We start from the raw sequence: 24,813 nt of genomic DNA on the forward strand, positions 1-24,813 counted from the left end.
AAGGAGATGACCAGCGGCGGATGAGTGAAGCCATCAAATGGATTCCGCTGGCGCTGTGCCTGCTCATCGCAGCCAGCCGGTTCCGCGCTGTGACGCGGGGCGAGTCGCGCAGCATCTTCGCGGTCTTCATGCTGACTTCCGGAGTGATCGCGCTGAACATTTCCGACATCTATCTGGCGGTCGACCGGGTCCTCGGAGAGCGGAACTACGCCTACCTGCTGCTGCGGCTGATGCTGCTCGGCGTGTTTGCCCTGCTCGGCATCAGGACGGCCGCCGGCTACCAGCACCGTTCGACCGCGCGGCTGGTGGCTGCTCCCGCCGGATACGCGGTCCTTGGCGTCTCCGCCGTCGTGCTGGCCGCGGCCTTCCTGCTGAGCGATCTGCCGGTGTCCTCCCCCGGCCTCTCGCTCTACCGTGATGCTCCGGGCGTGCTGTGGCTGACGAAGGCCGGCCTGCTCTATCCGGCGTTCGTCGCTGTCTGCCTGCTCCGTCCGACGGCGGAGGCCGTGCTGCGCGCCCGGCGCGTCCCGGTTCGGGTCTCATCGGCACTGCTGCTGCTCGGTTTCGTCCTGGTGCTGGTGATCACGGCGCTCCCGATCGAGGGCAGGCGGGTCGAGGATGCAGCGACCGTTCTGAGCTACACCGCGACCCTGTCGATCGCTGCGGGCATCACCGTCCTCTGGGCCGCGCGGCGGCGGGAACACCGCATGCCGCCGCCCTCGTTGCGCGAACCGGACTGATCAGCGCCCGGGCGCGTGGCGCCGGGACGCTGCGGAGGACGCCTGGCGCTGGCCCCGCGTCGCACACAGATCCGAAATGAGGCCCGTGCCGGCGCACTCGCGCACTGCATTGATGGCGGCCACGGCTGCCTGTCTCGTGGCGTAGTCCTTCGAAACGGCCATCACGGTTCCGTCCCCGGACCGGAGACGGAACCTGTACCTCGCGTCGGCATCAACGAACAACTCAACCTGCCGGCCATGACAGCTCCCCTCCCGAGCCCCGCCCTGCGGGCGTGGTGTTGGAATTATGAACCGCCCCGAAGCGCTGCCGCAAGACTATTAAGCGCGCCTGCGGCGCCTGCTGAACCCGCTGCGGAAACCCTAGGAGAACGGGGCGGCAGCGCCCATAATGGGACTGCGCACCCGGCGCCGGCGAGGAGGTCCGCAGTGAACCACGAGCTGTCCGTGGCGGTCACCGGCTCCACCGGCTACGTGGGCGGGGCCGTCGCGCGTTTGCTGGCCGCCGCCGGAGCCCGCCAGCGTCTGCTCGCGCGTTCCCCGGAGCGGGCGCCCGCGTTCCCCGGGGCCGAGCCGGTCCTTTCCGGCTACGCCGACCGGGGCCTGGCTGCCGGCTCGCTGGCCGGCATCGACCTGCTCTTCATGGTCTCCGGGGCGGAGGCTCCGGACCGGCTGGCCCAGCATTTCAGTTTCATCGACGCCGCCGCCGACGCCGGGGTGGGGCACATCGTGTACACCTCGTTTTACGGCGCCGCCCCCGACGCGTCCTTTACGCTCGCGCGGGACCACTTCGCCACCGAGGAGCACATCAGGGCCTCGGGCATGGCTTACACTTTCCTGCGCGACAACCTGTACCTGGATTTCCTGCCGGCGATGGTGGGCGAGGACGGCGTCATCCGCGGTCCTGCAGGCGACGGGGTGGCGTCCGTGGTGGCCCGGGACGACGTCGCCCGCACGGCGGCGGCCATCCTGCAGGACCCGGAGCGGCACCGCAACGCCAGTTATGACCTGACCGGACCGGAGGAACTCTCACTGGCGTCGGCCGCCGCGGTGCTCAGCGAGGAGACCGGCCGGCCGGTGTCGTTCCACAACGAGACGACCGCAGAGGCCTACGAGTCGCGGCGGGGGTACGGCGCGCCGGAGTGGCAGCTGGATGCCTGGGTGAGCACATACACGGCCATCGCGCGCGGCGAGCTGGCAGGGCTGAGCGGCGCCGTCGAGGAGATCACCGGGCAGGCTCCGCTCACGCTGCGCGCATTCCTGCGCGCGAACGGCCGCTAACGGCGGGCTCCGTGCGGAGGAGCCCGCCGTTAGCGGCCGTTCGGCCGGGTCTCAGCACTCGACGACGTTGACGGCGAGGCCTCCCATGGCGGTCTCCTTGTACTTGGAGCTCATGTCCTTGCCGGTCTCGCGCATGGTCACAATCACCTCGTCCAGCGATACCCGGTGGTCGCCGTCGCCCCAGAGCGCCATCTTGGCGGCATTGATGGCCTTCGCGGCGGCGATCGCGTTGCGCTCGATGCACGGCACCTGGACCAGGCCCCCGATCGGGTCGCACGTCAGGCCCAGGTTGTGCTCCATCGCGATCTCGGCCGCGTTCTCGACCTGCTTGGGCGTTCCGCCGAGCACCTCGGCCAGGCCCGCCGCAGCCATGGACGACGCCGAACCGACCTCGCCCTGGCAGCCCACCTCGGCGCCGGAAATGGAGGCCTGCTCCTTGTACAGCACGCCAACGGCCCCGGCTGCGAGCAGGAACCGGACAACGACGTCGTCCTTCTCGCGCTGGGAAGCGGTGCGGATGCCCGGCAAGTAATGCGTCGCGTAGAACATGACGGCGGGGATGATGCCCGCCGCCCCGTTGGTCGGGGCGGTGACCACCCGGCCGCCGGAGGCGTTCTCCTCGTTCACGGCAAGGGCCACCAGGTTCACCCACTCCTGCCAGAACTTCGGGTCCCGGTCCGGGTCTTCCTGGCGGAGGCGGGCGTGCCACGCGGGTGCCCGGCGCCGCACCTTCAGGCCGCCGGGAAGCTCGCCGGTGCGGCGGAGGCTGGCGTTCTTGCACTCCTCCATCACGTCCCGGATGTGCAGCAGCCCCTCCCGCACCTCCTGCTCGGAACGGTCCGCCGTCTCGTTCGCAAGCATGATGTCGCTGATCCCCCGCCCGGTGGCGTGGCAGTGCGCCAGCAGCTCCGCCGCTGTCCGGAAGGGGTACGGCAGCTGCGCCTTGCTCGCCTGCAGCTGCTGCGCAGCGGCCTCCTCTTCGCCTTCACGGACGATGAAACCGCCGCCGACGGAGAAGAAGGTCGCCCCGTGCAGCACTCCCCCGGCCTCGTCCAGCACTTCAAAGGTCATCCCGTTGGTGTGCCGGTCCAGCACAGTCAGCGGGTGCAAAACCATGTCCTCGACCGCGTACTGCAGCGGCCGGACCCCGGCGAGGCGCAGGACGCCGCTCGCGGCCAGGTCCGCCAGCCGGTCCTCGACTTCCTGCGGCAGGATCAGCTCCGGCTCATACCCCTCCAGGCCGAGCAGCACCGCCGTCATCGTGCCGTGCCCGCGGCCGGTGGCCGCCAGGGAACCGTAGAGGTGGACCCGCAGCCCGGCCACCCGCTCGAGCAGGCCGGCGCCGGCGAGCTCATGGGTGAAGGCTGCCGCCGCCCGCATCGGGCCCACGGTGTGCGAGCTCGACGGCCCGATGCCGACGGAGAAGAGGTCGAAGACGCCAACAGCCATTGCCGGTCCTTTGCTCGCTGCTCAGCCCGCGGACGCCGTGTCGGCGACCCCGGGGTAGAGCGGGTGGGCGTCCGCGAGCCCGCGGACGCGCGCGGCCAGGGCGGAGAGATCGGCACCGTCGGGGGCAACCAGGGCCTCCGCGATGATGTCGGCGACCTCGCGGAACGCCTCCTCGCCGAAACCGCGCGTTGCCAGGGCGGGGGTGCCGATCCGCAGGCCCGAGGTCACCATGGGCGGCCGGGGGTCGAACGGGACGGCGTTGCGGTTGACCGTGATGTCGATGGCGGCGAGCCGGTCCTCGGCCTGCTGGCCGTCCAGCTCGCAGTTGCGCAGGTCCACCAGCACCAGGTGGACGTCGGTGCCGCCGCTGATGACGGAGATGCCGGCCGCGGCGACGTCGTCGCGCATCAGGCGTTCGGCCAGGATGCGCGCCCCGGCCAGGACCCGCTCCTGGCGTTCACGGAACTCTTCCGTCGCGGCGATCTTGAAGGCCACGGCCTTGCCGGCGATGACGTGCTCCAGCGGGCCGCCCTGCTGGCCCGGGAAGACGGCAGAGTTGATCTTCTTGGCGATGTCGGCGTCGTTGCTGAGGATGATGCCCCCGCGCGGACCGGCCAGGGTCTTGTGCGTGGTGGAGGTGGCCACGTGGGCGTGCGGCAACGGGGACGGGTGCAGGCCGGCCGCCACGAGCCCGGCGAAGTGGGCCATGTCCACCATCAGGTAGGCGCCCACTTCGTCGGCGATGCGGCGGAATGCGGCGAAGTCCAGTTGCCGGGCATAGGCGGACCAGCCGGCGACGATCAGCTGCGGCTTGTGCTCGCGGGCGAGCCGGGCCACCTCCTCCATGTCCACCCGGTGGTCCTCTTCGCGGACCTGGTACGGGATGACGTTGTAGAGCCGGCCGGAGAAGTTGATCCGCATGCCGTGCGTCAGGTGGCCGCCGTGGGCGAGGTTCAGGCCCATGATGGTGTCGCCGGGCTTGAGCAGTGCGTGCATCACGGAGGCGTTCGCCTGGGCGCCGGAGTGCGGCTGCACGTTGGCGTACGCCGCACCGAAGAGCTCCTTGGCCCGGTCGATGGCCAGCTGCTCGATCACGTCGACGTGCTCGCAGCCGCCGTAGTAGCGCCGGCCGGGGTAGCCCTCGGCGTACTTGTTCGTCAGCACCGACCCCTGGGCCTGCATGACGGCGACGGCGGTGTGGTTCTCGCTGGCGATCATCTCCAGCCCGTGGCGCTGGCGGGACAGCTCGTCGTCGATCTTGGCGGCGACCTCGGGGTCGACCTGCGCCAGGTCCCCGTCCAGCAGGTTCTGCACGGCGGCGGGCGCGGTCACAGCTCGGCGCCGTTCGCCGCGGCGTATTCCTCGGCGCTGAGCAGGGGCCCGTCGGCGGTGACGGCGACCTTGAACAGCCAGCCGGCGCCGTACGGGTCGTTGTTGATCAGGGCCGGGTCCTCGATGACCGCGTCGTTGATGGCGACGACCTCGCCGCTGACAGGGGCGTACAGGTCCGAGACGGACTTGGTGGACTCCACCTCGCCGCAGGTCTCCCCCGCCGTCACGGTCGAGCCGACCTCGGGCAGGTCGACGTAGACGATGTCGCCGAGCGCGTCGGTGGCGACGGCGGTGATGCCGATGCCGGCGGGGCCGCCGCCGTCACGGGAGACCCACTCGTGTTCGGCGGAGTACTGGAGCTCGGGAACGACCTTGATCATGGGGGAATGCCTTTCGGGGAAGAAACGAGGGAAACGCGCGGGCCCGCTGCTGCGGGCCCGCGGCGGGCTTATTTGGCGCGCTTGTAGAACGGCAGCGGCACGACCCGGAACGGTTCGGCCTTGCCGCGCAGGTCCACCTGGAGCTCGGTGCCGGGCTCGGCCAGTGCCGCGTCGACGTAGGCCATCGCGACCGGGTAGCCGAGGCTGGGGCTCGGGGCGCCCGAAGTCACCTCGCCCACCGTCTGCCCGTCCTGCAGCACCGGGTAGTGCGAACGGGCAGCGCGGCGGCCGAGGCCCTGCAGCCCGACCAGCTTCCGGGCCGGGCCGGCGGCCTTTTTCCGCTCCAGCGCGGCACGGCCGACGAAGTCGCCCTCCTTGGACAGGGCGACGACGGGACCGAGACCGGCGGCGTACGGGTCCACGCCGAGCGAGAGCTCGTTGCCGTAGAGCGGCATCCCCGCCTCGAGCCGCAGCGAGTCGCGGCAGGCCAGGCCGGCCGGCACCAGGCCGTGCGGCGTGCCCGCGCGCAGCAGGGCGTTCCAGAGCACCGCGGCGGATTCGTTGGGCACGTAGAGCTCGAAGCCGTCCTCGCCGGTGTACCCGGTGCGGGCCAGCAGGATGTCCAGCCCGGCGACCGTCACCTCCGTGGCGGCGTAGTACTTCAGGGACCGGACGTCGTCCGCCTGCCCGGCGGGCACCAGGTCCAGCAGGATCTGTTCGGCGTGCGGCCCCTGCACCGCGATCAGCGACGTCCGCGAGGACTGGTCGTCCACCGTGACATCGAAGTCGGCGGCGCGTTCGGCCAGGGCGGCGGCGACCGCCTTGGCGTTTCCGGCGTTGGGCACCACCAGGTAGTTGTCCTCCGCGCGGCGGTAGCTGATCAGGTCGTCGATGATCCCGCCGTCGTCGGTGCAGATCAGCGAGTACTTCGCCTTGCCGACGGCGATCGCCGAGAGCCTGCCCACCAGCGCGTAGTCGAGGAACGCGCCGGCGTCCGGCCCGCTCACCTCCACCTCGCCCATGTGGCTCAGGTCGAACAGCCCCGCGGCGGCCCGTACGGCCTTGTGCTCGAGGAGTTCGCTGCTGTACTTCAGCGGCATCTGCCAGCCGCCGAAGTCGGTGAAGGACGCGCCGAGGGCCCGGTGCTGGTCGTACAGGGCGGTGTGGCTGCTGGTCTCGCTCATGGTGCCGCTCTCCTAGTTCGCGAATTCTTCGATGGGCGGGCAGGAGCAGACGAGGTTCCGGTCCCCGGCCGCGCCGTCGATGCGTCCGACCGGGGGGAAGTACTTGTCGCTGCGCAGCGAGGCCACCGGGAAGGCGCCCTGCTCGCGGGTGTACTTGCGCTCCCAGCTGCTGTCGATCAGCGCCGACGCGGTGTGCGGCGCGTTCCGCAGCGGCGACTCCTCGACGCTGAAGTCCCCGGCGGCAACCTGGTCGATTTCGGCCTTGATTGCGATCATCGCGTCGATGAACCGGTCGATCTCGCCCAGGTCCTCGGACTCGGTCGGCTCCACCATCAGGGTGCCCGCGACGGGGAACGCGAGGGTCGGGGCGTGGAACCCGTAGTCGATCAGGCGCTTGGCCACGTCCTCGGCGGTGACGCCGGTGCGCGCGGTCAGTTCGCGCAGGTCCAGGATGCACTCGTGGGCCACCAGGCCGCCCTTGCCGGTGTAGAGGACCGGGAAGTGCGGGTCCAGCCGCGCCGCGACGTAGTTGGCGGCCAGCAGCGCGCTCCGGGTCGCCTCGGTCAGGCCCTCGCCGCCCATGAGCTTCACGTAGGCCCAGGAGATGGGCAGCACGCCGGCGGAGCCGAAGCGGGACGCCGAAATCGGCACCGCGTGCTCCCCGGCCTCAGCGGGCGCAACCGGGTCCGAGGGCATGAACGGGGCCAGGTGCGCCTTGGCCGCAACCGGGCCGACGCCGGGGCCGCCGCCGCCGTGCGGGATGCAGAAGGTCTTGTGCAGGTTCAGGTGCGAGACGTCGCCGCCGAACCGGCCCGGCTGGGCCAGCCCGACGAGCGCGTTCAGGTTGGCGCCGTCGATGTACACCTGGCCGCCGGCCTCGTGGACGGCGCTGCAGACCTGGCGGACGTCGTCGTCGTACACGCCGTGGGTCGACGGGTAGGTGATCATGATCGCGGCCAGGTGCTCGCGGTGGGCCTCGATCTTCGCGGCGAGGTCAGCGTGGTCGATCGAGCCGTCGGCCGCCGTCGCCACGACGACCACCTTCATGCCGGCCAGCACCGCGGACGCTGCGTTGGTGCCGTGTGCCGAGGCGGGGATCAGGCAGATGGTGCGCTGGTCGGCGCCGCGGGAGAGGTGGTAGCCCCGGATTGCCAGCAGGCCCGCGAGCTCGCCCTGCGAGCCCGCGTTCGGCTGGATCGAGACCTGGTCGTAGCCGGTGATGGTCGCCAGGTCCGCTTCGAGGTCGGCGATGAGTTCCCGCCATCCCGCCGTTTGGTGGTCCGGCGCGAAGGGGTGGATCGAGGCGAACTCGGGCCAGGAGATGGCCTCCATCTCGACCGTGGCGTTCAGCTTCATGGTGCACGAGCCCAGCGGGATCATCGTGCGGTCCAGCGCCAGGTCCCGGTCCGAGAGGCGGCGCAGGTAGCGCAGCATCTGCGTTTCGGACCGGTGGGTGTGGAACACCGGGTGGGTGAGGTAGGCGGAACCGCGGACGACGGCGGCGGGCAGCTCGAAGCCCTCAGCTGCGGTGACCGGCACCCCGAAAGCCTCGGCGACGGCGGCAACGATGGAATCCGTGGTCGTCTCGTCGCAGGAGATGCCCACGTGGTCGGCGTCGATCCGCCGCAGGTTGACGCCGCGGTCTTCCGCGGCCTCGATGAGGTCCGCGGCACGGCCGGGGGCCTTCACGGTAAGCGTGTCGAAGAGGGTGTCGTTGAGGACCTCGAATCCGCCGGCCTTGAGGGACGCGGCCAGCGTCCGGGCGTGGCTGCGCGTGCGCTCCGCGATCGCCTTCAGCCCCTCCGGACCGTGGTAGACCGCGTACATGCTGGCGACAATGGCCAGCAGCGCCTGCGCCGTGCAGATGTTGGACGTCGCCTTCTCCCGCCGGATGTGCTGTTCGCGGGTCTGCAGGGCCAGGCGGTACGCCGGGGTGCCGGCGGAATCCTTTGAGACGCCGACGAGCCGTCCCGGCAGCGAGCGCTCAAGCCCCTTGCGGACGGACATGTACGCGGCGTGCGGGCCGCCGAAGAACAGCGGGACACCGAAGCGCTGCGCGGAGCCGACCGCAATATCGGCACCCTGCTCGCCGGGCGCGGTGATCAGGGTGAGGGCGAGCAAGTCCGCCGCGACGGTGACCATCGCGCCGCGGTCCTTGGCGGCGGTGATCACGCCGGCGTGGTCGAAGACGCGGCCGGAGACGCCGGGCTGCTGGAGCACGACGCCGACGATGTCGCCGTCGGGCAGGCCGGCGGACAGGTCGGCGACCCGGACCTCGAAGTCCAGGGCTGCGGCCCGGCCTTCGACGACGGCGATGGTCTGCGGCAGGCAGTCGGCGTCGAGCACGATCATGCCCTCGCGCTTGTTGGCACGGCGCATCAGCAGGACCGCCTCGGCCACCGCCGTGGCCTCATCCAGCAGGGAGGCGTTGGCGATGGGCAGGCCGGTCAGGTCCTCGACCATGGTCTGGAAGTTGAGCAAAGCTTCGAGCCGGCCCTGGGAAATTTCCGGCTGGTAGGGCGTGTAGGCGGTGTACCAGGCAGGGTCTTCGAGGACGTTGCGCAGGATCACCGGGGGCGTGACGGTGTCGTAGTAGCCCTGGCCGATCATCTGGACGGCAGTGGTGTTCTTCGCAGCGAGGCGGCGCAGCGCGGCAAGCACCTCCACCTCGCTTTGCGCCGGTTCGAGCACCAGTGCCGACTCTTGCCGGATGTCCGCCGGCACGGCGGTGTCGACCAGCGAACCAAGGCTGTCGTAGCCGACCGCCTTGAGCATGCTGGCCACGTCGGCCTCACGGCGCGCGCCGATGTGCCGATCCACGAAGGGGAAGGAGGAATGTTGAACCGTCATGAGGAACTCCCGGTTTGGTCCGGTGCAGGGCACCGCAAATGATCGAGTTCCTCCCCGCACTGTATTGGACCTGAGAGTTTCCGCGTCCCCGGAGGGTCCGCTTGCACCGTCGGTGAGCCACGGCCGGAGCCTGGCTGCTTTCCAGAGTTGCCTGGTCGCTGCGGTACAGGGGCCTGAGAGATTCCCGGGGAGGATTTGCTCCTACGGCGCCTGCTCCGGTGGTGGCGGGCAGGACTCTCCCGCAGCGGTTCGGAGGCATGTTCAGTTGTGGGTGATTCGTCTCACAGGATATCGGGAAGGCGGCGGCCAAGGCAAAAGGAGGCCGCCGCGGGCCCGGCCGGCCGGTTTTGACTTTCATTCGTGATCGTGGTCACACTGGTCCCCGTGGCCGCGCCAATGATGCCGCTGCCACCCCTTTTCCTTCGGCGGCCGCCCAGCCACGGTGTGTCCGCACGGAGTTGAAGTTCCACGCTGGCCGCACCCCTGCGTTAGTGTGAAAACCCGATCTGCCGGCGCCGCTCCACCGCGCTGCGCCGGTGCTTCCGCGCCCCACTTCGGTGCGGAAGCGGCGTCCATCGAGGAAGAAGACCCATGCCAGACCAGCAGTCCCCGTCCGCGGCGAAGACCGCCCCCAGGGTTTCGGCCCGCGAGCAGCAGCCCCACCTGCAGCGGCAGTTGAGCAACCGTCACATTCAGCTGATCGCCATCGGCGGCGCCATTGGCACCGGGCTCTTCATGGGCTCGGGCAAGACCATTTCGGTCGCGGGACCGTCGGTGATCTTTGTCTACATGATCATCGGGTTCATGCTGTTCTTCGTGATGCGGGCGATGGGCGAACTGCTGCTCTCGAACCTGAACTACAAGTCCTTCAGCGACTTCTCGGCTGATCTGCTGGGGCCGTGGGCGGGCTTCTTCACCGGCTGGACCTACTGGTTCTGCTGGGTGGTCACCGGCATCGCGGATGTGATTGCCATTTCCGGCTATGCCAGTGAGCTGTGGCCGGGCATTCCGCTGTGGATTCCGGGTCTGGGGACCATTGCCATCCTCCTGCTGCTGAACCTGCCAACGGTCAAGTCCTTCGGGGAAACCGAATTCTGGTTCGCGCTGGTGAAGATTGTCGCGATCGTCGCGCTGATCGTCGTCGGCCTGGTCATGATCTTCACCGGCTTCCGCTCCGGCGCCGGCACTGCCGGCTTCGCGAACCTCTGGTCGCATGGCGGCTTCTTCCCGAAGGAGTTCATGGGCTTCGTAGCCGGGTTCCAGATCGCCGTGTTCGCCTTCGTCGGCATTGAACTCGTCGGCACGACTGCGGCCGAGGCCAAGGACCCGGAGAAGAACCTGCCCAAGGCGATCAACTCCATCCCGGTCCGCGTGATGCTGTTCTACGTCGGCGCTCTGGTGATCCTGATGGCGGTGACCCCTTGGACCGAGTTCAAGGCAGGCCACAGCCCGTTCATCGCCATGTTCTCGCTTGCCGGACTGGGCATCGCCGCCACCGTGGTGAACCTTGTGGTGCTGACCTCGGCCATGTCCTCGGCGAACTCTGGCATCTACTCCACCTCGCGGATGGTGTTCGGGCTCGCCCAGGAGGGTGACGCACCGGAGGTGTTCGGCCGGCTTTCCTCGCGCAAGGTGCCCCGGAACGCATTGTTCCTCTCCTGCGTGCTGCTGCTCTCGGGCGTGGTGCTGCTCTACGCGGGCAAGGACATCGGCAAGGCTTTCGACATGGTGACCACGGTCTCTGCCGTCTGCTTCATGTTCGTCTGGACGATCATCCTGGTCAGCTACCTTGTGTACCGCCGTCGCCGGCCGCAGTTGCACGCGGCTTCGGCTTACAAGATGCCCGGCGGCACGGCCATGGTGTGGGTCGTCTTCGCGTTCTTCGCTTTCCTCATCTGGGCCCTGACGACGCAGCTGGACACGCTGCAGGCCCTGTTGGTGACGCCGTTGTGGTTCGTGGTGCTGGGCGGAGCGTGGCTGGTGCTGCGCCGCCGGCCGTTCCACACGGCGCGCTACGAGGCGTTCAAGGCGGAGCTGGCCGCGGACCTGGCTGCCGCGGAAGACGCCCGCCGCTGACCGGCCGCGCCAAACGGGTCGCAGGCCGACGTCAAACGGGGTCGCACGCCCCGCGACGGGCCCCGGGACGGCTATGCTTCAAGTGACAGAGCATGACCTTCCAGTGCCTGGCTTCTAGCGTGCGGGTTCGCTTCCGCAGAAATCGGGACCCATGGACCCCTCCGCGGCGCCAGCGCCTTCCCTCCTTGCCGGCAGGTACCAGCTGCGGGAACTGATCGGCCAAGGCGCCGCCGGGCGCGTGTACCGGGCGCGGGACGAGTTCCTGCAACAGGACGTCGCGGTGAAGATTTCCCGCAACGGGGCCGCGGATTCAGCGGACGCGCGCCGGCAGCAACGGGAACTGAAGATCCTCCAGCGGCTGGCACACCCGGGGCTCGTCGTCCTGCTCGATGCGGGGGTTGATGTCCAGGAGATGGCGAACCCGCGGACCTATCTGGTGATGGAGCTCGTCGAGGGGTCCAACCTGCGCCAGCGGCTGAAGAATGGCTTGGTCCCGCGGGGTGACGCCATGCAGTGGAGCGTTGATCTGCTGCAGTCGCTGGCTTATGTCCACGCTGAGGGCGTCGTGCACCGGGACATCAAGCCGGCCAACATCCTCATTCCCGCCGGCGACGCCGGAACGGGGCGCAGCGCACGGCTCTCCGACTTCGGCCTGGCGATCGTCCTGGGCAACACGCCGCTGACGATGCAGGGCACCACCACGGGCACTGCGGCCTACCTCAGTCCCGAGCAGGCCACGGGCGAGCTGGTGGAGACGCCGAGCGACATCTACTCGCTGGGGCTGGTCCTGCTGGAGTGCCTTACCGGCGTTGTCGCTTTTCCGGGGCCGCCGTTGGAGTCCATCGTGGGCAGGCTGGTCCGTTCCCCCGCGGTACCGGAAGACCTCGGCGCCTGGGTTCCCGTCCTGCGGGCCATGACGGCGCGGCTGCCCCAGGACAGGCCGTCCGCCGCCGAAGCGGCCGCCATGCTGGCGCCCGGTGTGGCCGTCCCCGCCTGACTGCACCGCCCGAGTGGGGCCGCCTAGCTGTCCGGGGCCGCCGGGATTGTGGCGGCGGCCCTCGCATGGCCGCCGACCAGCACCGTTCCGGCGGAGTGATGCAGGACGCGGTGCACGGTGGAACCCGTCTGGCCGCCGGCGGCGTGGCGCCCCTTGGCCCCCACCACGACCGCGCGGGCTCCCCGCGCGGCGTGCAGCAACCCCTCCGCGGCCGTCCGCCCCGGCACGGTCTGTGTGCGCACGGCCAACCCTGGGCTGGCGGCCTTCACACGGTCGGCGGCGGCATCCAGCGCCTCGGAGGCCTGCCCCACGTGCACCAGCACCAGCTCCTCCCCCCACAGCTGTGCGAGTTCACGGGCGTCCTCGACGGCGGCAGCGCTCGCGGCGGACTCGTCGACCCCTGCCACCACCGGCCCGCGGGCATCCCACGCCGAGCGCACCACCGCGACAGGACAGTGTGCGCTCGCAGCGAGCGTCAGGCTGGTGGAGCCGACCAGGAATCCCAGCAGCCCGCCGAGCCCCCGGCTGCCCACCACCAGCATCCGGGCGTCCTCCGAAAGCCCCGGCAGCACCGACGCCGCCGCGCCGACTGCGAGCGCGGTGTCCACCTGCAGGTCCGGGGACGCGCCTCGGGCTGCTGCGGCTCCGTCCTCCAGGATCAGTTCCGCGGCGTGCTTCAGCCCGCTGTCCGCCACTCCTTCCACCGGGCCCAGATCGTGCGTGAACAAGGGCCAGAGCCAGCAGTGCACCACGAGCAGCCCGCGCTGCTCGGCCGTCGCCTGGCGTGCGGCCCAGATGACGGCACCCCTGGCTTCCTCGGATCCATCGAATCCGACGACGATCTTTCCCTCCGCGGAGACAGCCATTGTCAGAGGGCCGCGGCGCTGTCGGGGGCGGATTGGGCGGCGGAGCTGCGCTCGGCTTCCTCCTGCGCTTCGAATCCCGGGATGTCGTGCCCGTGGGCGATGAGCACGGGGCACTTGGCGTGTTCAGCCACCGCCGAGCTGACGGACCCGAGCAACAGCCCGGCGAACCCTCCGTGGCCACGGCTTCCGACGACGACGAGCGCGGCGGTACGGCTCTCCTCGATGAGGACCTGGGCCGCCTGTCCCCGGCAGGTCTTCGTCTCGACGGGGCACGGCGGGTTGTCGCCGAAGGCCTGCACGATCGCTTCCGCCAGGATTGTCTCGGCGATTTCCTCCGGGTGCCAGTCCACGGGCGTATAGGTGCCGAAGGCGAGCTGGAACTGCCAGACGGCCACGGCGGTGATGGAGGTTCCGACCTCCGGGACCAGGCGCCCGGCCCACTTCAAAGCCAGCACGGAGGACGGGGATCCGTCGACGCCGACGACGATGCGGGGCTCTGGGGTAGCGCTCTCGTTCACTGCTCGGTCCGATCATTCAGGCCGCTCTTGGCTGCACCGCCGCGCGGCTGGGGTTCCAGCTTCCCTGCGGCCGGTCCCTGTTTCAAGAGGCTTTAGGCCCGCGGGCCCGATGGACCTTAGGCCCTAGCGGGGCCGGCGCCGCGCAGGGAAGAATGACGGAAACGTACAGCGGCGCCCACTGCCGCTGGCAACACCCATTCATGGGCGGAGACGGTCTCACTCCGCGCCGGACAGGAGCACCGTGGAAAAGGAATTTCCGGGGGGAACCCACCCGAACGGCTCGTCGCGTCCCGTCAGGGTGTTCATTCTTGACGACCATGAGCTGGTTCGCAGGGGCCTGCAGGAGCTGCTCGAAGGCGAAGGGTTCGAGGTGCTGGGCGACACAGGATCCGCCGTCGAAGCGACTCGCCGGATTCCCGCGCTGCAACCGGACGTGTCCATCCTCGACGCGCGCCTCCCGGACGGGACCGGCATCGAGGTGTGCCGCGATGTGCGCTCGGTCGACCCGTCGCTGCGCTGCCTGATCCTGACCAGCTACGACGACGACGAGGCCCTCCGCGGGGCCGTGCTCGCCGGGGCGGCCGGCTACGTGCTCAAGGAAATCCGCAGCACCGACCTGCTCGACAAGATCCGGCGCGCTGCCGGCGGGGAGTCACTGTTCGATCCGAGGGTCGAGGCCCGGGTGATCGACGGACTGACCGCGCCGGACCCGGAAGACCCGCGGCTCGCCGCGCTCACGACGCAGGAGCGCAAGGTCCTCGCCTACATCGGGGAAGGCCTGACCAACCGGGAGATCGGCCAGGCGATGTTCCTTGCCGAGAAGACGGTCAAGAACTACGTGTCCTCGATGCTGGCGAAGCTGGGTTTCCAGCGCCGGACCCAGGCCGCGGTCTACGTGGCGAAGGGCGTCCAGGAGCAGCATTCCTGACGGGCGGCTGTTCCTCCTCCGCCTCCTCCGCCGGGCCGGGCACAAACCAGCTCAGCCGGGTGCCGTTGCCGGGGCTGCTCTGCAATTCCATCCTGCCCCCGCAGATCGCCGCACGCTCGCTCATCGTCGCGAGCCCCCCGCGCCGGGACGGCGTGGAGAACCCGACGCCGTCGTCGACGACCTCCAGTTCGACGCCACCGAGGCCGGCGCTGACCGAGACTTCGACGCTGCGCGCCTGCGAATGCCGCGCCGCGTTGCTCAGGCCCTCCGTCAGGACAGCGAGCAGATGCCCGGCCAGTTCGTCCCCGACGGCGACGTCGATGGGCCCCGCGAACCTGAGCCGTGCGGCCCCGTGGACGGTCGGGTTGTCCTGCACCACCCGCAGGATCCGGCTGCTCAACGAGGTCTCGGTGCTCCCCGTACCGCGCAGCGAGTAGATCGTGTCCCGCAGCTGGCGGATGGTGTCATCGAGTTCACCGGTGACGGTCGCGATGCGGTCAAGGGCAACAGCGTCATCGGTGAAGCGGCGCAGGCTCTGCATGCTCAGGCCCGCGGCGAACAGCCGCTGAATCACCAGGTCGTGCAGGTCGCGGGCGATCCTGTCCCTGTCCCCGAAGACCGCCTGCTGCTCCCGGAGGCGATGGGCGCGCGCCAGTTCCAGTGCCAAGGCCACATGCGACCCGAAGACCTCGCTCATGCCGATCTCCGTCTGGCTGAAGGCGTCGGCCCCTGGCCCGCGGACGAGCACCAGCACGCCCTGTCCTTCGCCTGGCCGGCCCAGCGCCGCCAGGAGGGTCGCCCCGCGCCCGACCGCCGGTTCGTCCCCATCGGGCGGTGCCGGTGGCACGTAGTTCTCCACGTCCTCGATCACCGCTGACGGTGACTCCATCACGATGGACTTGCCGTCCTGCCGCAGCGTGCAGAGGGCCCCGGGCACGACGCCGAGGCTTCGTCCGAGCAGTGCCTGGGCGCCGTCACCGTCGGCCGCCACGCAGAAGAGTTTGTCGGTGCCCAGGGTGGGCACCCCGATAATCGCCAGCGTGGCCGCGGACTCCCGCCGGGCACGCCGGGCGACCGCATCGAATCCGGAGCGCTCGTCGGCATCGGGAGATTCGAGCAGTGTCCGGCCCACGTCCATACAGGCTTCCAGCCACCGGCTGCGCAGCCGTGCTTCACCGAACAGCTGCGCGTTTCTCGATGGCGACGCCCGCGGCGGCGGCGAGCGCGACGACGAGTTCCTCGTCCATGGCCGTGAACCCGTCGCCGCCGGACTTCTCCGTCAGGTAGAGGTTGCCAAAGACCTTGTCCCGCACGCGCACCGGCACTCCGAGGAAGGAGCCCATCGGCGGATGCTGTTCCGGGAAGCCCTCAAAGGCCGGGTGCTCACGCAGGTCCGGCAGCCGCAGCGGGCGCGGGTCCTCAATCAGCAGTCCAAGCACGCCCCGGCCTACGGGTACCTTGCCGATCCGCTCGGCGACGCCGTCCTCGAACCCCACGGAAACGAAATGGTTCATCCCGCGCTCGTTGCCCATGACACCCAACGCGCCGTAACGCGCCCCGGAGAGCACGCAGGCCGAGCTGACAACGCGCTCGAGTACCGCTTCAAGGCTCAGGTCCTCCGCGACGGAGATGACGGCCGTGAGCAGCGCCTGCAGCCGTTCCTGCGCCAGCACCAGTTCGTCGGCATTGGCCACGAAGTCCCGCAGCAGATCCTCGACGTGCCGCGCAGAGGCACCCGGCAGGACTGTGCCAGCCGTGCGCGGATGGTCGTGGCCGGGTCCCATGGTTGCCTGCCTAAGGTACTACGCTGGTGCTGCTCGTGGAGGGCTCCGCCCTCAAGGCATTTCTCAATTTCTCATGCCGTCAATCCACTCTGGCACGAATTGCGCCGCGCGTCAGCCCCTCCGAGGGGTCGAATTTGGGAAGGCCTAGCCGGGCCCGTTCCCCGGGCCTAGGCTCGATGGCATGAGACGCAAGCCCGCGGCCAACGGCCACGCGCCAGCGCGAGCACGCATGCCGTCGCAATACCTCGTGGTCGGCGTGACGCTGGTCGTGGGCGCAGCGGCATTGATCCTGCAGGCCGCGCGCCTGCAACCCGTGCCGCTGCTGCTGGTCAGCGGCTACGTGCTGGTCATCGCGCTGCTCCGCGGCTGGGACATGGTGCGGGACTTCGCCCGCCGGCGAGGGGGCGTGGACGTACTCGCGGTCGCCGCGATTTTCAGCACCGTGGCGGTTGGCGAATACTGGGCCAGCCTGGTCATCGTCCTGATGCTCTCGGGCGGCGGCGCGCTGGAAGAGTACGCCCAGCGCCATGCCAAGGCGGAGCTGACGTCGCTGCTCGCACGGTCCCCGCAGGTGGCCCACCGCATTGACGGGGGGACGACCGCGGACGTCCCGGCCGAGGATGTCGAAGCGGGCAACGTGCTGCTGGTGAAGCCGGGCGAGATGGTGCCGGTGGACGGAGTCCTGCTTTCCCCTGTGGCCACGCTGGACGAGTCATCGATCACCGGCGAGAGCCTGCCGGTGGAACATGCCCTGGGCGACGCGCTGTTCAGCGGGAGCGTGAACGGCGAACACGCGGTCACCGTGCGGGCAACCAGCACCGCCGCCGACAGCCTCTACCAGCAGATCATCGAACTGGTGCGCGCCGCTTCCGAAAGCCGGGCCCCCTTCGTCCGGCTCGCGGACCGGGTCGCCCTCCCCTTCACCCTTGCCGCGTTCGCGCTCGCCGGCGTCGCGTGGCTGCTCAGCGGCACCCCCACACGCTTCGCGGAGGTGCTGGTCGTCGCCACGCCGTGTCCGCTGCTGCTCGCTGCGCCCGTCGCATTCATCGCGGGCATGAGCCGGGCGGCCCGCAACGGAATCATCATCCGCAACGGCTCCGCGCTGGAGATGCTTGGCCGGGTCCGGACTGCGGCATTCGACAAGACCGGCACGCTCACCCACGGCCGCCCGGTGCTCAGCGACATCCGCTGCGCCCCGGACCGCACCCCTGCCGAGGTTCTCTCCCTGGCAGCCACCGCCGAGCAGTATTCGCTGCATGTGGCGGCCCAGGCCATCGTCCGTGCGGCCGAGCAGCAGCACTGCAGCCCCGAACCGGCGACCAATGTGCGTGAGGTGACCTCGCAGGGGGTGGTGGCCCACCGGAACGGGACCCGGATCGTGGCTGGCAGGCGGACCTTCGTGGAGCAGGAAGGCGGACCGTTCGACGCCGATGGACCCGGAGGCGGCGAGATGGCTGTCTACCTCGCCGCGGACGGCCGGTACGCGGGCACGCTCGTGCTGCGCGACGCGGCGCGTGCGGAGGCCCGCGCCACCCTCGATGCCCTGCGGTCCCTGGGAGTGGCCAGGTTCCTCATGCTCACCGGGGACGGCACCGCGGCCGCCCAGCAGGTGGCCTCCGAGCTCGGCATCGACGAGGTGCGCGCGGAGTGCCTGCCCAAGGACAAGGTGGACGCCGTCAGCTCGGCCCAGCCGCGGCCGGTCATGATGGTCGGCGACGGCGTCAACGACGCGCCGGTCCTGGCGGCCGCCGACATCGGGGTGGCCATGGGCGCGAAGGGAGCCACAGCGGCAAGCGAGTCCGCCGACGTCGTCGTCCTCGTGGACGACCTCGCCCGGACGGCGACCGCGGTGTCCATCGGCAAGGACACCATGCGCACGGCCATGCAAAGCATCTGGCTGGGCATGGGGCTGAGCGCGCTGCTCATGGTCATCGCGGCCTTCGGCTATCTGCCCGCGATCCTTGGCGCGGGATTCCAGGAGGTGGTGGACCTGCTCACGATCCTCAACGCACTGCGTGCCCTCCGGGACCGCCCGCTTCCCGGCCGCGCGGCGGCTTCCGTGACCAAAGCCCCTAGCCCCGCCGGACCGGCGGATGGCACGTTGGGACGGACCCGAGCAGGCCGGACCTGAAAAACCTCAAGGAGCGCCCAGTGCCACCGACAGAGACAGGGTTCCAGGGCATGCCCGGCTCCCGCCATATCACCGAGGAACTCACCCCGGACAAGTGCTGGGAACTGCTGACCTCGCACCAGACCGGCCGGATCGGGTATGTCGATGACGGGACCGTGCAGATCTTCCCGGTGAACTACATGGTGCACCAGGACGCGATCTACTTCCGCACGGCGGAGGACGGCGCCCTGGGACGGATCATGCCGCAGGCAAGGGTGTCCTTCCAGATCGACGCCGCGGACCCGGTAAAGCTCGCGGGATGGTCCGTCCTCGCCAGCGGCACCTTGGAGCACGTCCAGGATCCCGCGCTGGTCACTTTCCTCGCCGGCCGGGTGATGGAAGAGCCATGGGCAGCGGGCCTGCGCACCGCATTCATCGCCGTGCACCCCGAGACTCTGACCGGCCGGCGCGTCTACATGGCCTGACCGGCCCGCATCACGCCGGAGGCACACACCAACAGCGCACAATTCCAGCGGCCCAGGGAGGACCCATGAAAGCCCTTGTCTACAACGGTCCCGGCCAAAAGGCCTGGCAGGACGTCCCGGACCCGGCGATCCTCAAACCCACCGACGCCCTCGTGCGCGTGGACACCACCACTATCTGCGGCACCGACCTGCACATCCTCAAAGGTGATGTGCCGGCGGTTCAGCCGGGGAGGATCCTGGGCCACGAAGGGGTGGGCACGGTCACCGAAGTCGGCGCATCCGTGACGAGCATCAAGCCCGGGGACAGGGTCATCATCTCCTGCATCAAGTCCTGTGGGCACTGCGCCAACTGCAAGTCCTCGCTCTACTCGCACTGCCTCGGCGACGAGGGAGCATCCGGTACCGGATGGATCTTCGGCCACCTCATTGACGGCACCCAGGCGGAATTCGTCCGCGTGCCGTACGCCGAGAACTCGCTCTACAAGCTGCCCGAGGGCGTCACGGACGAGGAAGCGGTCATGCTCTCGGACATCCTGCCGACAGGTTTCGAGATCGGCGTCCAGTACGGCGGGGTGAAACCGGGCGACGTCGTAGCCGTGGTCGGCGCGGGCCCGGTGGGACTGGCCGCGATCACCACCGCCGGTCTCTACGGCGCGGCCACCATCGTCGCGATCGACCTGGACGGCAACCGGCTGGAACAGGCCAAGGGATTCGGGGCGACGCACGCCGTCCTCTCCAGCGCGGCCGACTGGAAAGAGCAGGTTCTCGCCCTGACCGACGGGGCCGGCGCGGACGTTGCCATCGAAGCCGTGGGCATACCCGAGACCTTCCAGATGGCTGTCGACGTCGTCCGGCCCGGCGGCCGGGTGGCCAACGTCGGCGTCCACGGAAAGCCGGTGCAGCTGCACCTGGAGGATCTGTGGATCCAGAACATCTCCATCAGCATGGGCCTGGTGAACGCCAACACCACACCCATGCTCCTCAAGCTCGTAGCCCAGAAGAAGATCCACGCGGCGAACTTCGGCACCCACCAGTTCCGCCTCGACGACATCCTCGAGGCTTACGACACGTTTTCCCGGGCATCCGAGACCAAGGCGCTGAAGGTCGTCATCCGCCGTTGACAGGAACCCGGCCCAACCAGGAAGGAGACCGGCAATGCGCGCACTGATCGTTTACGAATCGATGTACGGCAACACCCGCAAAATCGCTGAGGCAGTAGCCCGCGGGCTTGGCGACGGCAGTGAGGTCCAGGTGGTGCCGGTCGGCGACGCAGCTGAAGTGGACCCTTCGGACTGGGACCTGCTCATCGTGGGCGGCCCCACGCACGCCCACGGGATGACCCGGGGGACCAGCCGGGACGCCGCCGCCGAGGCAGCCGCCAAACCGGGCAGCGGGCTGACGATGGAACCCGCGGCGGACGCGGGGGGCCTGCGGGAGTGGCTGGACTCGCTCGGCCGGCGTGCCGGCAACGCCGCAGCCTTCGACACCCGCATCGACGCCGCGGCGTTCCTCACCGGCCGCGCCTCGAAGGGTATCGGCCGGAAGCTTGAGCACAGCGGCTTCACCCTGGTTGCTGAGCCCGAAAGCTTCCTCGTCACCTCACATAACGAGCTCGTGGCGGATGAGGAAGAACGGGCCCGGGCCTGGGGCGGCCGGCTGGCCTCCGGCGTCGGCGGCCGGCCAGCCAGTCCCGGACCCGTAGCGGACTAGTCCCGGATCCGCGTCACGACCGTGGGGCACGGGATGTGCAGCAGGACCTCATGGCTCACCGACCCCATCAGGAGCCGCTTCAATGCGCCGCGTCCCCGGCTGCCGACAACGAGGAGCTGGGCGTTCGCCGCAGCCGTCACCAGGGCCTTCGCCGGGAACTGCTCGGTCTCCAGATGCTGGTGCACGACGAGGTCCGGATACCTGTCGGTGAGCCCCGCAACCGATTCCGCCAGCACCACCTTCTCCTCCTCCTCGATCCGCTTCGTGATGCTCTCCTCGGGGATGTCCCGCAGGATCCACGGGTTCGGAATCCGGCAGGCGTAGACCACGTGCAGGTCCTGGCCCGAACGGTCCGCCTCGGCGGCTGCGAAGGAAACCGCGTCCAGGGAATGCTCGGATCCGTCCACGCCAACGACGACGCCGGAGCGGGCATCCGGCGGCATCAGCGGGATGACCGCCACCGGGGAAAGGCTCATCGTGGCGACCTGCAGGCTGACGGTGCCGAATATCTCGCCCTCGATCCGGCCCTTCTTGTCCGTCCCGACTACCACGAGGGCCGCGTCCTCGGACAGGTCGCTCAGCACCCGCACGATTTCGCCGTTGCGCAGCTCGGTGCGGACGGACACACCCGGGGCGATTTCGCCCGCGCGGGCGGCGGCCTTTTCCAGCAGACCCCGTGCCGACTCCATGACCCTGTCGTAGTACGCGTACTCCTCGGCCACCCAGTAGTCGTTGACGACGTGCACGAGCGTGACGTCGGACTTCATCCGCTCGGCCCGGCGCATGGCCCAGTCAAGCGCGGCCTGGCTGGGGGCGGAATGGTCGACTCCGACCACGATTGACCTATTCACGAGGTTCACCTCGTCCTTTCGTCGGGTGCAGCTGTTCCCGCAGGACGGCCGCATGCCGCGCCTGCCGTCCCCACGGTTTCGCATCCCGCCGGCCGCAGGCTAGAGGCGGAAGTCCCGCCGGCAAACGCTGGCGCCGGGGCGGGCTGAATGGTTAGCTGGTGCCATGAGCGAGGATGCTGCCGCTGTCCATCCGGACGAACCGCACAATCCCAACATCGCTTCGAGGCTGAACTGGCTCAGGGCCGGTGTGCTCGGAGCCAACGACGGGATCGTATCGGTGGCGGCCACCGTGGTTGGCGTCGCCGGTGTGACGAATGAGGTCCCACCGATCCTGACGGCTGGCATGGCCGCTGTGGTTGGCGGAGCAGTCTCGATGGCGTTGGGCGAATACGTCTCGGTGAGCAGCCAGCGCGACAGCCAGCGCGCGTTGATTGCCAAGGAACGCAGGGAACTCGCCGAGGACCCCGAATTGGAGCTGGCGGAGCTCACCGGAATCTACCGTGCCAAGGGCCTCAGCCCGGAAACAGCAAAACAGGTGGCCGTTGAGCTCACCGAGCACGACGCTCTCGCGGCGCACCTCTCGGCGGAGCTGAACATCGACGAAAACGACGTGGTCAGCCCCTGGCACGCCGCCTACGCCTCCGCCGCGGCCTTCGCCGTCGGCGCAGTGCTGCCGATGCTCGCCATCCTGCTCCCGCCGGCGGCAGTCCGCATTCCCGTCACCTTTGTGGCCGTCCTGATTGCTCTCGGGATCACCGGCGCGCTGAGTGCCTACATCGGTGGCAGCTCGAAGCGGGTTGCAGCGGTCCGGCTGGTCGTCGGCGGCGCGCTGGCCCTGGCCGCGACGTTCATCGTGGGCCGGCTGCTGGGCGCCTCCGGCGTCGTCTGACCAGGGGCGCTGCCGCCGGCGTCAGATGCGGACGTAGGCCCAGCCCGCCCACTGCTGGCGGGCCAGATGGCCCACGGCCGCCGGCACGGTATCGATGCCCGGCGCGAGGTCGGCCGCGCTGAGGCCGGCCGACCTCAGACTGTTTCCGCAGGCGAAGACGCGCACACCGGCCTCGAGCAGCGTGCCGAGCTGTTCGCCCGGGCCTCGCCCCTTCGCCAGCAGTGCGACGCCCGGGCCTTGGACGACAACGTGGATGTCCCGGCCGGCACCGAGGTCCGCTGCCGCGTTGGCGGCACTGCGCATCAGGTTGGGCAGCCAGGTCTCGGCGTCGCTGCCGGCGCCGTGGAGGAGCAGTCCCGGCAGGGGTCGGGTCGACGTTTCCGCGGTGTTGGTGCTCACGGCAGTAGGATCCTCTCGTCGGTCAGGTCAGGCTCAGGAACAGCTTCCGGAGTTCCTCAAGGCTAAGCGGTGTGCGGCCGGGCGCAGCGGAAGCACCCGGAGTGAGGCAGTCCTGCATCGCCGTGGAAATGATCTCAAAGCCCGCCTTGTCCAGCGCTCCGCTCACGGCGGAGAGCTGGGTGACGATGTTCCGGCAGTCGGCCCCGGACTCGACGGCGGCGATGACGGCAGCAAGCTGGCCCTGGGCGCGCTTGAGCCGGTTGGCAATGCGGCGTGAATTCGCTGCCGGCGAGTTGGTCGGCGGCTCGTCGGCCGGGAGCGGAGCCATGGCGGCGGTGCTCATGCGGCTCACCGGCCTTCGGGGTGGTAGCTGACGGGATGGCCGTTGCGGTACCACTCGGTGATACCGCCAAGGACGTTGACGGCGTCGAAGCCCTGTTCGGTCAGGTAGGCCGTCGCGCGGGAGCTGCGCCCCCCGGAGGCACACATCACGTAAACCGTGCGCCCGGCAGGCACATCACCGATAGAGCCGGCAAAGCGCGAGAGCGGAATGTTCTTCGTCCCCGGCACGCGGGCCTCGGCGTACTCCTCGTCCTCGCGGACATCGATGATCGGGACGTCGGGCCCCAGCGCTGCCAGGTCGTCGACGGTAATGCTGTTCATGCTCGTGTCCTTTCATCGATCTCCGGGGGCTTCCGGTGGGCATGCAGTACCCCCATGATACCCCCGTGGGTATATTGAAGCCAGACCAGGGCAGGCCGCCGGCTCACTCCGCCGGCTCAGGCCGCCGGAGCCGCGGCCAGGACAACGCAGTCCAGCGCGGGGCGAAGCGCCCCGCGCACCGGGCGGGAACGGGTCTCTGCCGCCAGGACGTCGAGCCCCGCGGCGCGCAGCCACGCGGCGACCTGTTCCGGCGTCTGGAGCACAAGGGGATCCTGGGGGCCGCCGGAGCCTTGCTTGAGGTTGGCCGCATCATGGTTCACAAGCAGGAACGTGCCGCCAGGCGCGAGCGCGCCGGCCGCTGCCGTCACGGCGGTCCTGAGCTCCGGCTCCGGCAACTGCAGGTAGGCGACCAACACAAGATCAAGGCTTCGCGGCGCCGGCTCGATCCGGGATGCGTCCGCCACCACCCAATCGATCCGGTCGGCAACCCCTTCAGCATCGGCGCGCCGGCGGCCGGAATCCAGGCCCTTGGCCGAAAAGTCCACCGCCTGAACCTGCCACCCACGCCCGGCCAGCCATACGGCATGCCGCCCTTCCCCCGCCCCCAGGTCCAGGGCCCGGCCCGGCACCCTGCCGTTGAGCTCGGCCGCAACCCACATGTTGGGCTCGGCACCCCAAACCCCGACGGGGTCGCTGTAGCGGCGGTCCCAGCCCGCGGCATCCATGGTGTTCATCGGTTGGCCTCCTTGATTCCTGGCAACATCGCTTGTTGCAATACCCCTAGGGGTATATTATGTCTTCATGGCAACTATTGATATCACCGAAAAGACTTTCAACGACACCGTCTCCGGCAACGGCATCGTGCTGGTGGACTTCTGGGCAGCCTGGTGCGGCCCGTGCCGCATGTTCGCCCCCACCTTCGGGGCGGCGTCGGAGAAGCACCCCGACGTGGTGTTCGCGAAGGTGGACACCGAGGCAGAGCAGTCCCTGGCGGGGGCCGCCGGCATCACTTCGATTCCGACGCTGATGGCATTCCGCGACGGCATCCTCGTCTTCTCCCAGCCGGGAGCGATGAATGCATCCTCGCTCGAACAGTTGATCACGGCAGTCAAGGACCTGAACATGGACGAGGTGCGCAAGGAAATCGCCTCACAGGCGTCCTGAGCCCGTCCCCGGCGCAACCAAGCGGAGGAAGTTCCATGTCTGAGAAGTTGATCATTGTTGGTTCGGGTCCGGCTGGTTACACGGCGGCGATTTACGCGGCCCGGGCCGGGCTGGAGCCGCTGGTGATTGCCGGGTCGGTGACGGCCGGCGGCGCGTTGAT

Annotated in this window: 27 protein-coding genes and 1 riboswitch; of the genes, 12 read left to right on the plus strand and 15 right to left on the minus strand. The window is 69.5% G+C overall.

Features of this window, described 5'->3' with window-relative positions; translation table 11 throughout:
* Positions 1 to 20: 20 nt before the first annotated feature.
* Positions 21 to 740, plus strand: coding sequence for a hypothetical protein (locus KIH31_RS03195; protein ID WP_214425591.1), 720 nt, complete (start codon positions 21 to 23; stop codon positions 738 to 740).
* Here KIH31_RS03195 and KIH31_RS18035 read toward each other — a convergent pair whose 3' ends face one another.
* The gene (locus KIH31_RS18035) at positions 741 to 902 is read right to left on the minus strand and encodes a hypothetical protein (RefSeq protein ID WP_250545356.1); all 162 of its coding nucleotides are present in this window, start codon (positions 900 to 902) and stop codon (positions 741 to 743) included.
* A 264-nt stretch (positions 903 to 1,166) separates the two neighbouring features.
* On the opposite strand from KIH31_RS18035, the gene KIH31_RS03205 reads away from it, so the two are divergent.
* Positions 1,167 to 2,018, plus strand: coding sequence for an SDR family oxidoreductase (locus tag KIH31_RS03205; RefSeq protein WP_307857515.1), 852 nt, complete (start codon positions 1,167 to 1,169; stop codon positions 2,016 to 2,018).
* Positions 2,019 to 2,069: 51 nt separating this feature from the next.
* Here the strand turns inward: KIH31_RS03205 and KIH31_RS03210 are convergent, their stop codons facing one another.
* From KIH31_RS03210 to gcvP, 5 genes are all read right to left on the minus strand, one after another.
* The gene (locus KIH31_RS03210; RefSeq protein WP_214425593.1) at positions 2,070 to 3,467 is read right to left on the minus strand and encodes an L-serine ammonia-lyase; all 1,398 of its coding nucleotides are present in this window, start codon (positions 3,465 to 3,467) and stop codon (positions 2,070 to 2,072) included.
* A 21-nt stretch (positions 3,468 to 3,488) separates the two neighbouring features.
* Positions 3,489 to 4,799, minus strand: coding sequence for a serine hydroxymethyltransferase (gene glyA, locus KIH31_RS03215; RefSeq protein ID WP_307857516.1), 1,311 nt, complete (start codon positions 4,797 to 4,799; stop codon positions 3,489 to 3,491).
* Entirely contained in the window at positions 4,796 to 5,179 is a 384-nt protein-coding gene (gcvH, locus tag KIH31_RS03220; RefSeq protein WP_214425594.1) for a glycine cleavage system protein GcvH, read from the minus strand. Before gcvH ends, glyA begins: the two co-directional genes overlap by 4 nt.
* A gap of 68 nt (positions 5,180 to 5,247) precedes the next feature.
* Entirely contained in the window at positions 5,248 to 6,363 is a 1,116-nt protein-coding gene (gene gcvT, locus KIH31_RS03225; RefSeq protein WP_214425595.1) for a glycine cleavage system aminomethyltransferase GcvT, read from the minus strand.
* A gap of 12 nt (positions 6,364 to 6,375) precedes the next feature.
* Positions 6,376 to 9,213 carry an aminomethyl-transferring glycine dehydrogenase gene (gene gcvP / locus KIH31_RS03230; protein ID WP_214425596.1) on the minus strand — a complete coding sequence of 946 codons (2,838 nt, stop codon included), beginning with the start codon at positions 9,211 to 9,213 and terminating at the stop codon, positions 6,376 to 6,378.
* 151 nt (positions 9,214 to 9,364) lie between these two features.
* A riboswitch (glycine riboswitch) is annotated at positions 9,365 to 9,465 on the minus strand.
* A 339-nt stretch (positions 9,466 to 9,804) separates the two neighbouring features.
* Between gcvP and cycA the strand changes: the two genes are divergently transcribed.
* Both cycA and KIH31_RS03240 read left to right on the plus strand, forming a co-directional pair.
* Positions 9,805 to 11,289 carry a D-serine/D-alanine/glycine transporter gene (gene cycA / locus KIH31_RS03235; RefSeq protein ID WP_214425597.1) on the plus strand — a complete coding sequence of 495 codons (1,485 nt, stop codon included), beginning with the start codon at positions 9,805 to 9,807 and terminating at the stop codon, positions 11,287 to 11,289.
* A gap of 151 nt (positions 11,290 to 11,440) precedes the next feature.
* Positions 11,441 to 12,286: a serine/threonine-protein kinase gene (locus tag KIH31_RS03240; RefSeq protein WP_214425598.1), complete on the plus strand. Its 846-nt coding sequence runs from the start codon at positions 11,441 to 11,443 to the stop codon at positions 12,284 to 12,286.
* 23 nt (positions 12,287 to 12,309) lie between these two features.
* Here the strand turns inward: KIH31_RS03240 and KIH31_RS03245 are convergent, their stop codons facing one another.
* Positions 12,310 to 13,152 carry a universal stress protein gene (locus KIH31_RS03245; protein ID WP_214425599.1) on the minus strand — a complete coding sequence of 281 codons (843 nt, stop codon included), beginning with the start codon at positions 13,150 to 13,152 and terminating at the stop codon, positions 12,310 to 12,312.
* Positions 13,153 to 13,154: 2 nt separating this feature from the next.
* Positions 13,155 to 13,670 carry a universal stress protein gene (locus KIH31_RS03250; protein WP_214425600.1) on the minus strand — a complete coding sequence of 172 codons (516 nt, stop codon included), beginning with the start codon at positions 13,668 to 13,670 and terminating at the stop codon, positions 13,155 to 13,157.
* A gap of 241 nt (positions 13,671 to 13,911) precedes the next feature.
* Between KIH31_RS03250 and KIH31_RS03255 the strand changes: the two genes are divergently transcribed.
* Positions 13,912 to 14,598, plus strand: a complete 687-nt coding sequence (locus KIH31_RS03255) for a response regulator transcription factor (protein WP_307857517.1) — start codon at positions 13,912 to 13,914, stop codon at positions 14,596 to 14,598.
* On the opposite strand, the gene KIH31_RS18375 is transcribed toward KIH31_RS03255, so the two are convergent.
* Positions 14,498 to 15,736, minus strand: coding sequence for a sensor histidine kinase (locus tag KIH31_RS18375; protein WP_307857518.1), 1,239 nt, complete (start codon positions 15,734 to 15,736; stop codon positions 14,498 to 14,500). The genes KIH31_RS03255 and KIH31_RS18375 overlap by 101 nt on opposite strands.
* A 34-nt stretch (positions 15,737 to 15,770) precedes the next feature.
* Positions 15,771 to 16,382: a GAF domain-containing protein gene (locus KIH31_RS18380; protein WP_307857519.1), complete on the minus strand. Its 612-nt coding sequence runs from the start codon at positions 16,380 to 16,382 to the stop codon at positions 15,771 to 15,773.
* A 181-nt stretch (positions 16,383 to 16,563) separates the two neighbouring features.
* Between KIH31_RS18380 and KIH31_RS03265 the strand changes: the two genes are divergently transcribed.
* The 4 genes from KIH31_RS03265 to KIH31_RS03280 all read left to right on the plus strand — a co-directional run bounded on the left by KIH31_RS03265 (position 16,564) and on the right by KIH31_RS03280 (position 20,687).
* Positions 16,564 to 18,513 (plus strand): heavy metal translocating P-type ATPase, encoded by a 1,950-nt coding sequence (locus KIH31_RS03265; RefSeq protein WP_214425601.1) that lies wholly within the window; start codon positions 16,564 to 16,566, stop codon positions 18,511 to 18,513.
* Positions 18,514 to 18,533: 20 nt separating this feature from the next.
* Complete coding sequence (locus KIH31_RS03270; RefSeq protein ID WP_214425602.1) at positions 18,534 to 18,977, plus strand: pyridoxamine 5'-phosphate oxidase family protein; 444 nt, start codon at positions 18,534 to 18,536, stop codon at positions 18,975 to 18,977.
* Positions 18,978 to 19,042: 65 nt separating this feature from the next.
* Positions 19,043 to 20,098 (plus strand): zinc-dependent alcohol dehydrogenase family protein, encoded by a 1,056-nt coding sequence (locus KIH31_RS03275; RefSeq protein ID WP_214425603.1) that lies wholly within the window; start codon positions 19,043 to 19,045, stop codon positions 20,096 to 20,098.
* A gap of 34 nt (positions 20,099 to 20,132) precedes the next feature.
* The gene (locus KIH31_RS03280) at positions 20,133 to 20,687 is read left to right on the plus strand and encodes a flavodoxin domain-containing protein (protein WP_214425604.1); all 555 of its coding nucleotides are present in this window, start codon (positions 20,133 to 20,135) and stop codon (positions 20,685 to 20,687) included.
* Here the strand turns inward: KIH31_RS03280 and KIH31_RS03285 are convergent.
* Positions 20,684 to 21,547 (minus strand): universal stress protein, encoded by an 864-nt coding sequence (locus tag KIH31_RS03285; RefSeq protein WP_307857520.1) that lies wholly within the window; start codon positions 21,545 to 21,547, stop codon positions 20,684 to 20,686. The two genes, KIH31_RS03280 and KIH31_RS03285, sit on opposite strands and share 4 nt — an antisense overlap.
* A 154-nt stretch (positions 21,548 to 21,701) precedes the next feature.
* On the opposite strand from KIH31_RS03285, the gene KIH31_RS03290 reads away from it, so the two are divergent.
* Positions 21,702 to 22,427 carry a VIT family protein gene (locus tag KIH31_RS03290; RefSeq protein WP_214425605.1) on the plus strand — a complete coding sequence of 242 codons (726 nt, stop codon included), beginning with the start codon at positions 21,702 to 21,704 and terminating at the stop codon, positions 22,425 to 22,427.
* 21 nt (positions 22,428 to 22,448) lie between these two features.
* Here KIH31_RS03290 and KIH31_RS03295 read toward each other — a convergent pair whose 3' ends face one another.
* The 4 genes from KIH31_RS03295 to KIH31_RS03310 form a co-directional block, all read right to left on the minus strand.
* Positions 22,449 to 22,826, minus strand: coding sequence for a DsrE family protein (locus KIH31_RS03295; RefSeq protein ID WP_307857521.1), 378 nt, complete (start codon positions 22,824 to 22,826; stop codon positions 22,449 to 22,451).
* Positions 22,827 to 22,848: 22 nt separating this feature from the next.
* Positions 22,849 to 23,169 carry a metal-sensitive transcriptional regulator gene (locus KIH31_RS03300; RefSeq protein WP_374224840.1) on the minus strand — a complete coding sequence of 107 codons (321 nt, stop codon included), beginning with the start codon at positions 23,167 to 23,169 and terminating at the stop codon, positions 22,849 to 22,851.
* Positions 23,170 to 23,174: 5 nt separating this feature from the next.
* Positions 23,175 to 23,489 carry a rhodanese-like domain-containing protein gene (locus KIH31_RS03305; RefSeq protein WP_214425606.1) on the minus strand — a complete coding sequence of 105 codons (315 nt, stop codon included), beginning with the start codon at positions 23,487 to 23,489 and terminating at the stop codon, positions 23,175 to 23,177.
* A 116-nt stretch (positions 23,490 to 23,605) separates the two neighbouring features.
* The gene (locus KIH31_RS03310) at positions 23,606 to 24,223 is read right to left on the minus strand and encodes a bifunctional 2-polyprenyl-6-hydroxyphenol methylase/3-demethylubiquinol 3-O-methyltransferase UbiG (RefSeq protein WP_214425607.1); all 618 of its coding nucleotides are present in this window, start codon (positions 24,221 to 24,223) and stop codon (positions 23,606 to 23,608) included.
* 67 nt (positions 24,224 to 24,290) lie between these two features.
* Between KIH31_RS03310 and trxA the strand changes: the two genes are divergently transcribed.
* Together trxA and KIH31_RS18040 are read left to right on the plus strand one after the other, a co-directional pair.
* Positions 24,291 to 24,653, plus strand: a complete 363-nt coding sequence (trxA, locus tag KIH31_RS03315) for a thioredoxin (RefSeq protein ID WP_214425608.1) — start codon at positions 24,291 to 24,293, stop codon at positions 24,651 to 24,653.
* A gap of 35 nt (positions 24,654 to 24,688) precedes the next feature.
* Positions 24,689 to 24,813 (plus strand): FAD-dependent oxidoreductase (locus tag KIH31_RS18040; protein WP_214428365.1); only part of this gene is annotated, 125 nt, incomplete at its 3' end.

Source organism: Paenarthrobacter sp. DKR-5 (assembly GCF_018531425.1).
In the GTDB taxonomy this organism is placed as follows: Bacteria; Actinomycetota; Actinomycetes; order Actinomycetales; family Micrococcaceae; genus DKR-5.

What these genes read in the sequence shown, in the direction of transcription:
- KIH31_RS03195 (WP_214425591.1), top strand. Translation starts at nt 21, where the DNA reads ATGAGTGAAGCCATCAAATGGATTCCGCTGGCGCTGTGCCTGCTCATC.
- KIH31_RS18035 (WP_250545356.1), bottom strand. Translation starts at nt 902, where the DNA reads ATGGCCGTTTCGAAGGACTACGCCACGAGACAGGCAGCCGTGGCCGCC.
- KIH31_RS03210 (WP_214425593.1), bottom strand. Translation starts at nt 3,467, where the DNA reads ATGGCTGTTGGCGTCTTCGACCTCTTCTCCGTCGGCATCGGGCCGTCG.
- gcvH (WP_214425594.1), bottom strand. Translation starts at nt 5,179, where the DNA reads ATGATCAAGGTCGTTCCCGAGCTCCAGTACTCCGCCGAACACGAGTGG.
- gcvT (WP_214425595.1), bottom strand. Translation starts at nt 6,363, where the DNA reads ATGAGCGAGACCAGCAGCCACACCGCCCTGTACGACCAGCACCGGGCC.
- gcvP (WP_214425596.1), bottom strand. Translation starts at nt 9,213, where the DNA reads ATGACGGTTCAACATTCCTCCTTCCCCTTCGTGGATCGGCACATCGGC.
- cycA (WP_214425597.1), top strand. Translation starts at nt 9,805, where the DNA reads ATGCCAGACCAGCAGTCCCCGTCCGCGGCGAAGACCGCCCCCAGGGTT.
- KIH31_RS03240 (WP_214425598.1), top strand. Translation starts at nt 11,441, where the DNA reads ATGGACCCCTCCGCGGCGCCAGCGCCTTCCCTCCTTGCCGGCAGGTAC.
- KIH31_RS03245 (WP_214425599.1), bottom strand. Translation starts at nt 13,152, where the DNA reads ATGGCTGTCTCCGCGGAGGGAAAGATCGTCGTCGGATTCGATGGATCC.
- KIH31_RS18375 (WP_307857518.1), bottom strand. Translation starts at nt 15,736, where the DNA reads ATGGACGTGGGCCGGACACTGCTCGAATCTCCCGATGCCGACGAGCGC.
- KIH31_RS18380 (WP_307857519.1), bottom strand. Translation starts at nt 16,382, where the DNA reads ATGGGACCCGGCCACGACCATCCGCGCACGGCTGGCACAGTCCTGCCG.
- KIH31_RS03265 (WP_214425601.1), top strand. Translation starts at nt 16,564, where the DNA reads ATGAGACGCAAGCCCGCGGCCAACGGCCACGCGCCAGCGCGAGCACGC.
- KIH31_RS03275 (WP_214425603.1), top strand. Translation starts at nt 19,043, where the DNA reads ATGAAAGCCCTTGTCTACAACGGTCCCGGCCAAAAGGCCTGGCAGGAC.
- KIH31_RS03280 (WP_214425604.1), top strand. Translation starts at nt 20,133, where the DNA reads ATGCGCGCACTGATCGTTTACGAATCGATGTACGGCAACACCCGCAAA.
- KIH31_RS03290 (WP_214425605.1), top strand. Translation starts at nt 21,702, where the DNA reads ATGAGCGAGGATGCTGCCGCTGTCCATCCGGACGAACCGCACAATCCC.
- KIH31_RS03300 (WP_374224840.1), bottom strand. Translation starts at nt 23,169, where the DNA reads ATGAGCACCGCCGCCATGGCTCCGCTCCCGGCCGACGAGCCGCCGACC.
- KIH31_RS03305 (WP_214425606.1), bottom strand. Translation starts at nt 23,489, where the DNA reads ATGAACAGCATTACCGTCGACGACCTGGCAGCGCTGGGGCCCGACGTC.
- KIH31_RS03310 (WP_214425607.1), bottom strand. Translation starts at nt 24,223, where the DNA reads ATGAACACCATGGATGCCGCGGGCTGGGACCGCCGCTACAGCGACCCC.
- trxA (WP_214425608.1), top strand. Translation starts at nt 24,291, where the DNA reads ATGGCAACTATTGATATCACCGAAAAGACTTTCAACGACACCGTCTCC.